Source organism: Wandonia haliotis, from assembly GCF_039523435.1.
Lineage (GTDB): Bacteria > Bacteroidota > Bacteroidia > Flavobacteriales_D > Crocinitomicaceae > Wandonia > Wandonia haliotis.
Genome location: NZ_BAAAFH010000003.1, coordinates 436,697 through 443,364 on the forward strand (window position 1 = coordinate 436,697; position 6,668 = coordinate 443,364).

The 6,668-nt window shown below is 36.4% G+C and carries 10 protein-coding genes; 5 read left to right on the forward strand and 5 right to left on the reverse strand.

From position 1 onward, the window contains the following. The 5 genes from ABDZ97_RS02455 to ABDZ97_RS02475 form a co-directional block, all read right to left on the reverse strand. Window positions 1-316 (reverse strand): hypothetical protein (locus tag ABDZ97_RS02455; RefSeq protein ID WP_343784738.1); only part of this gene is annotated, 316 nt, incomplete at its 3' end. A 69-nt stretch (window positions 317-385) separates the two neighbouring features. Further along, entirely contained in the window at window positions 386-724 is a 339-nt protein-coding gene (locus ABDZ97_RS02460; RefSeq protein ID WP_343784740.1) for a hypothetical protein, read from the reverse strand. Beyond that, complete coding sequence (locus tag ABDZ97_RS02465) at window positions 724-1,116, reverse strand: hypothetical protein (RefSeq protein ID WP_343784742.1); 393 nt, start codon at window positions 1,114-1,116, stop codon at window positions 724-726. The genes ABDZ97_RS02460 and ABDZ97_RS02465 overlap by 1 nt, the downstream gene beginning before the upstream one ends. An 11-nt stretch (window positions 1,117-1,127) precedes the next feature. Beyond that, window positions 1,128-2,501: a hypothetical protein gene (locus ABDZ97_RS02470; RefSeq protein ID WP_343784744.1), complete on the reverse strand. Its 1,374-nt coding sequence runs from the start codon at window positions 2,499-2,501 to the stop codon at window positions 1,128-1,130. Window positions 2,502-2,625: 124 nt separating this feature from the next. Further along, the gene (locus tag ABDZ97_RS02475) at window positions 2,626-3,063 is read right to left on the reverse strand and encodes a tyrosine-type recombinase/integrase (RefSeq protein WP_343784746.1); all 438 of its coding nucleotides are present in this window, start codon (window positions 3,061-3,063) and stop codon (window positions 2,626-2,628) included. A gap of 497 nt (window positions 3,064-3,560) precedes the next feature. Between ABDZ97_RS02475 and ABDZ97_RS02480 the strand changes: the two genes are divergently transcribed. From ABDZ97_RS02480 to ABDZ97_RS02500, 5 genes are all read left to right on the forward strand, one after another. Then, window positions 3,561-4,814 (forward strand): hypothetical protein, encoded by a 1,254-nt coding sequence (locus ABDZ97_RS02480; RefSeq protein ID WP_343784748.1) that lies wholly within the window; start codon window positions 3,561-3,563, stop codon window positions 4,812-4,814. Between the two features lie 5 nt (window positions 4,815-4,819). Then, window positions 4,820-5,479: a hypothetical protein gene (locus tag ABDZ97_RS02485; protein WP_343784750.1), complete on the forward strand. Its 660-nt coding sequence runs from the start codon at window positions 4,820-4,822 to the stop codon at window positions 5,477-5,479. Beyond that, a complete protein-coding gene (locus ABDZ97_RS02490; RefSeq protein WP_343784752.1) occupies window positions 5,476-6,114 on the forward strand; it encodes a hypothetical protein in 639 nt (212 codons plus the stop codon). Before ABDZ97_RS02485 ends, ABDZ97_RS02490 begins: the two co-directional genes overlap by 4 nt. Beyond that, window positions 6,111-6,386 carry a hypothetical protein gene (locus tag ABDZ97_RS02495; RefSeq protein WP_343784754.1) on the forward strand — a complete coding sequence of 92 codons (276 nt, stop codon included), beginning with the start codon at window positions 6,111-6,113 and terminating at the stop codon, window positions 6,384-6,386. The genes ABDZ97_RS02490 and ABDZ97_RS02495 overlap by 4 nt, the downstream gene beginning before the upstream one ends. Window positions 6,387-6,391: 5 nt before the next feature. After that, on the forward strand, window positions 6,392-6,668 hold a 277-nt coding region (locus ABDZ97_RS02500), incomplete at its 3' end, for a hypothetical protein (protein ID WP_343784756.1).

Here is a 6,668-nt window from a genome sequence, read left to right on the forward strand (position 1 = left end):
GACGATATCTTTTTTGGCTTCCGTGACTGCCATCTTCATTGTAAAAGAAGAAAGGTCGATTACACTTAGGGCATTGATGAATTTCACAATTCCAATAAGGATATTCGTTAAGCAAAATTGGAGCTTGTTCTCCCCAATATTCTTTTGGAGACTCCATATTTAGATCTTGTTCAATTTTCCCTATTCTTACTAATTCGGGTTCAAATTTCGGATTCCAATCATTCCAACCTTTGAATTTAGAATGGTCGCAATCATTTTCAACTATTTCTAAGTTGTTTAAAAATTGGATTAGATTATTTTGATTGATTTTTTCCATTCTAATTGAGGATAACGGTTCTAAGCTAAGCGGTCGTTTTAATGCCGCTTAGGTTTTGTTACCCAACGTTTATTTGATATTCCAGTTACGGTAAGTGTCAGTGTACTTGTTATAATATCTTTTCATAGATGCTTGATACTGTCCAATAACTAAAATAGCATCACTATTTGTCGGAAGTGTTTCTTCATCGAGTAAATCCAAAAAACCTATTGTGGGTTCTTCATTGAGCAACTCCTGTAGTTGAGTTAAAACTCGATTTACATTTTTGCATTTGAAAGTATTCAATGGTTCATCAGGTTTCTTCTTTGAAAATTCTTTCATTTCTAGATAGATTGAATCCAAGAGTTCACTTAACATTTTAAATTTTTCAACATTCTCGGCGGATTGATAATATTCTTTTTTTGACATTATTTCTTGATATTTTTAGGTGGATAAGTTTCTGTTTTTGTTCCCTTCCAAGACCAGTAAATCTTTGCAACGCTTCCGCTGATAGTATATTCAATCTCGGATGTAATATTTTCCTCTCTCAAACTTTCCATACAGTTTATGTATTGAGACAGAACGAGGGTAACATCGCTGTTACTAGGTAAGTCGTCTTCATCAAACTCATCAAAGTCATCGAAAGGTTTATAATCTTTACCAAGAAGGACATTTGCTCTTTTCAAAACTTGATTTACCATTTTCAATTTGAATGAATTTAAAGCATCAGTATATGACTTCTTCGAAAGATTGGAAATCTCATCATGTAATCCTTCTAATTGGTTTAGAATTTTTTTAAAATCCTCAATATTTATTTTCATTGTAATTGCTTTTAAGATGGGCAAGCCCTAATGAATTCAACGTATTTCTTTTTAATAACCTCAATAGGATCTCTCTGTTTGCTTATGAACACTTGTGTCATCATTTTTAAGTCTGAATCATCAAGAATTAAAATACACCTTCTTTGTCCTGACCATAAATCAATAGTGTTTTTAAAAACCTTTTTTTGCGGTGGATTCCTGGTTACTATAATCCCAAATCTTCCGAATTGATCGTTCAAATATCTATTTAATTGAAATATATGATCTCGATTAACTTCATGAACGTTTTTAAGTTCAAAAACAATTTGTTTACTTCCATAGTCATTATAAATCTCTTTCAAGAAATTGGTGGAAGTGTTATTATAGAATATTAAATCTCTTATTAAAACACCAGAATCCGTTCTGCTTTGTTCACTTGCAAAATCCAAGTGTGGGTAGAGGAGTGAAGCCATTAGCTGACATGTATTATCCTCATATTTCCTATCTGCATTATCGCTTTTCCCGGATGGAAGTTTAGTAATTGTAGAAATTTTTCTTTTTGCTGAAGTTACCGGGATTTGAGTAAATAATGGATCATTTTTACAGTTTTCAAGCTGCTTTTCTTTGATAGCTGTGTAGGCCTGAACGATGTCATAGTTATGACGATTAAAATCAAGCAATTTAATCTTGTCGGGGAAATCATTACCTTCCTTGTGAATTTTGGATATGTAATAATTATTGAAATAATCATCACTATTCAACCAAGGCATGTGCTTCAACCACCTTTTAGGGATTAATAAAATTGGAGATTTTGTACTAGGATTTATTGGTAAATGTGTCTCTTCTTCCCCAAACGAATTTGTCTTTGAATTATATATATTCTGTAGTTTAACTTTTTCAATTGGGATTCCATACTTTTCAGATTGTTCAATAGTAAAATCAACCAAAAAGGATTGAATGAAATTACATGCGATATCGCTTACTCTGTCTTTGGAAAAGTTATCTACTAGTAATTGAATTTCTTCGAAATGAGTGAATCCATTCTTGTTAATTTGAGGAATAGATTTGAATTGGCTCAGTACATTAACGGCTAATTTTTCACCGATTCTTTTACCAGCTTTTGTCTTTGAGTTACCAAGTCCCGCTTCATCGCATTCAGATGCTCTAATTAATAAGTCAATCGCTTCTTTTTCCATGCCTTTATTAACTAAATGACCAAGGTGATTAAAGCTGTTCGTTATTAAAAGATGTAAAGAGTTATCTTGCATCGATGGAGATTTCCACAACAGGAATGGGTCTACATAAAGTGGAATGTCTTCATCAATGAACGGAATCGCAAAATCAACCTCCTCCTGAGTTATTGGAATGTTATGAAAATCGTTAAGTCTCGGTCGTACAATGCTCATTCTTGTTAATGTTGGGTAACTAGTTTATACATCCAATTTAACCATACATTACCGTCTACAATATGGAAATATTGTACAGTTTTACTGAATATTACATTGTGAAAATTAATGAAATGTTTTTGATTTACAAATCATCAAACGGACTTTGAATGTTTTGTAAACTCTTTTGACTTTGATTAATGCTGTTTTTAATGATTGACCTACCAGACTTTTGCCCTTCAAATAGCCATTTTTTTGGCTTGAATAGTTTGTAATATTGACGTAATAACTCAATGATTGTATCTGAAATAGGAATGTATCGATCCTTGTTTCCCTTACTTTGGTTCATTTTCAATAGCTTTCTCTGGCTATCAATAGCTGCAGGTTTTAACTGAATAAACTCACTTCTCCTTAAACCACATGCGTAAATTAGTGTAAGTATCATTCGGTGTTTTATATTTGAATGTGCTTCTAATATTGCTTTAACTTCCTGCTTGCTCAATACATTAGGGAGTAAATTTTCCTTTCTTGGCCGCTGCACCAAATCAATATCTATTTCTCTTTTTTCTGTTGTTTTCTTCATAAAAAATAACTGCTGGTATTCATTTCTTGAAATTGTAAGAGCCCCTAAAAATTCAATCTTATTGATTCTTTTGGTTCGATTTTCGTCCGCTCTTTTGTTTTATGAATTTTGTGGTATCGTCGAGGATATGTGTAAATATCCTTGTTGGTTTACGTAGTTTGAATTGGGTTGGCATCAACGCCCAACTGTTCCCTCTTATACGAAAAAAAGCAGCTAAAACACATTTGATTTTCAATAGGTTATAAAATATGTTCTCTCCCCCTGTAACTTTTAGTTACTTATAATTGTTTTACAGATATGAGAATGAATACTGATTTTAGTTGGTAGAACAACCCTGAAAATCATTTAATACAACAAATAAATTAATCGGTTTACTATAATTTAGCAGAGAAACAACAAACCTTTTTTGATTTTGCACCAAAACCATTTTTATACACTTTTGTAAATAGTATTTCCTAAAAAGGTTATGTTTGTAACGTATCAAAACAATTTAATCTATGAAAAGAGTATTTTTTACACTTACTACATTCGCTTTATTAGTAGGAAATCAGAACAGTTTCGCACAAAACAACCCCGACTGTCAGCAAATATCGCTGAATAATCAGATTGCCGTCAGCAACGACAGCACCACCATTACCGCTGTAGAAACTTCAGGGAATTACCAGTGGGTACGTGCCGACCAGAACAACGCTGCCATCGGCGGGGCAACGCTTTCGTCTTTCAGTCCGCAGCAAACGGGCGTGTATGCCGTGCTGATTACGTCTGCCGAATGCCCAACGGTATCCGTTGTATCGCAAAGCGTCTCGATGAACAAAGACGATATGGAAATAGCGGGTAATCTCAATGTGGCAGGCGATGCCAAGTTCGTACAGGACGTTGGCGTTGGCAAAAAACTGATACTCGATGAAATCACTACCCTTGACTCCATTGGGGCTGGCCAATTAGATAAAATCGGATTGTTAGGACGAGACGGCAATACCAACGGAGAGGTAAAACGCATAGGCGGTATGATCCTATCAGACATCATCTACCAGCCACGAACCTGTTTTGCCGGCTCCACGCCAACATGGGCCAACGGACCGGACAAGCTCTATGCCCTTTGCGGCAATGTCGGTATCAGAACCAACGATCCTAAATATGCATTGGATGTACGCAGCAGGGGGTATTTTCAGGGCGGGTTACGATTGGGAGACGCTCCGGTCAATTCGGAAAACGAAAGCCCATACATCACCATTGCCCGGAATTTCAACAACAATTCGCGACCAGCTTTTCAATTGATCCATACTGCAAGTGGCGTATCGCAGGAACGGGTTACCATTACCAATACGGGTGATGTACGCGCCCGCCAGTTGACATTGCACGATTATGAAAATGACAGAACTATTTTCTCCGTAGATGTTAACGGTAACCTCCGGTTGAGCAATGCCAGTCGCACACTCATGATGATGAATACAAGTGACGAGACGTTCTATACCCGGAGAATCATTGTAGACCAGAATACATGGCCGGACTATGTGTTTGAAGAAGATTATCAGCTTCGTTCTTTGTACGAAGTCCGGGACTTTATCAAAGAAAAGGGACACCTCCCGGGAGTACCGTCACGCGAAAATGTATTGGAACAAGGAAGTGACCTTGGCGAGATGAATCGTATATTGCTTGAAAAAATAGAAGAATTGACACTGTACTCAATCGAGCAACGGGAAGAAATCGACCGTTTGAAACAACAGGTACAGGAACTCCTAAATGAATAATTGTTATGAAATCTGTTCAATCTATTTTTTTGTTGGTCGGTGTTGTTAGTCTCGGAGCGAGGGCACAGCAAAATGATGGTAGGGGGTTGGGTGTAGATTCTGTTACCCGTGATCCTACATGGAATAGTATCACCCAATCCACAACAGACTCCACGAGCAGTAAACGAAATAGACAACTGTATCATGGTCTGTCTGTCGAATTACTGGGCCCGGCATTTATGTCCTCAGTAGGGTACAATTTAGAATACGAAATCAATCAGCGTCTTTTACTACAGTTTGACTTTCGAGCAGCCGGACATGTAGGCTATTTTACCAGAGGTTGGTCTATTGGCCCTTCGCTTAATCAATCCGTCGTTTTGTTTGGTAAAAACCCTAAGCTGAAATTAGGATTATCCGAAGGTATCGTTTTTAACATGCCAAGTATTAATGGCAGGTTTAACAGTTGGGTACCCTGGGACAGACCTCCGCGGATGATGTATTATTTTTCAGCAAACATCGGTTGTGAAATCACAGTGGTTAAAGGCCTTTTTTACATCACTCCTGAAGTGAATTTTTCACTACTTAACAAGATGGGATACACAGTTGATGACAATATGAATATAATAGAAATCACAAGGCTCCATTTTTTACCGTCTTGTGGAATTGACTTTAAATTTAGACTATGAAAAAGGTTATTTTCTTATGTCTCTGTATAGCCACTATGACTCACTTAGTATGTGGTCAGACAAACAATAAGTTACATTCAACACCTAGTTTTGGAAAGACAGGTAAAGACACATTATACCGTCAAGGATCTAAGGTACTTCATGGTGTTTACATCGAGGCTCTTGGTAAGAATCCACTCTGGTATTCTATGGGGTACGAATGGACGAAAAAATTTCCAAAAAAACACGGAGTCGGAGTAACAACGGGAATTGGTTTCAACCCTATTAAAAAAAGATTTCTAAATCTTCACCTGGGACTTGGAGCATTTTATGAATATGGTAATCAATTTGGTTTCAGAATAGGCTCCTACCTTGGTTACAATACAACTCCCGTAATGTATACTGATGCATTAAGTGAAACAATGGTCTATTCTGATATGCCATATATCCATGCAATGAGTTTGGTTCCCAACCTATCATTTTTTTACCGAACAAAAAATGATAATTGGCAATTTATACTTTCAGGAGCAACCTATTGGGAAACTACCCAAATAAAAATTTCCGCTACCTCTGTGAAATGGCTGAACACACTTTCCTTTTCTACCATTTTTCCCGGAATCACGGTGAAGTATAACTTTAAAACAATTGAAAAATGAATATAAAATACTTATTAACAACAATATACCTATTTTATTTTGGTTGCAATCACTTGATTATGGCTCAGGTAGTAGATCCAACATGGAAAAACTATATCCCAAATTATAGCTTTGAAACAGTTTTTGATCTCTACCCATATAACCCAGCTTCAGGATCAAATGATTACTGTTTTAGTTCTGGACAAATTGGTGATTACGAAAACTGGATCAAACCGTATTGGGAAGAAATCGACCGTTTGAAACAACAGGTGCAAGAACTCCTAAATAAATAATTATTATGAAATCTGTTCAATATGTTTTTTTGTTGGTTGGTGTTGTTAGTCTCGGAGCGAGGGCACAGCAAAATGATGGTAGGGGATTGGGTGTCGATTCGTTGATTAGGGAATCCAAAAAGGAAGTTTTTCGTGGCGTCTATTTAGAGTCTTCGGACAGGATGACAGAAAAGAACCAGGATTCTATACAGGATAAAATTCTTGAATCTCATGGCTTTTTTGGAGAGTTCATGGGTAGGAACATTGTCTACTCATTGGGATACGAATACACCTTTCAAAAGA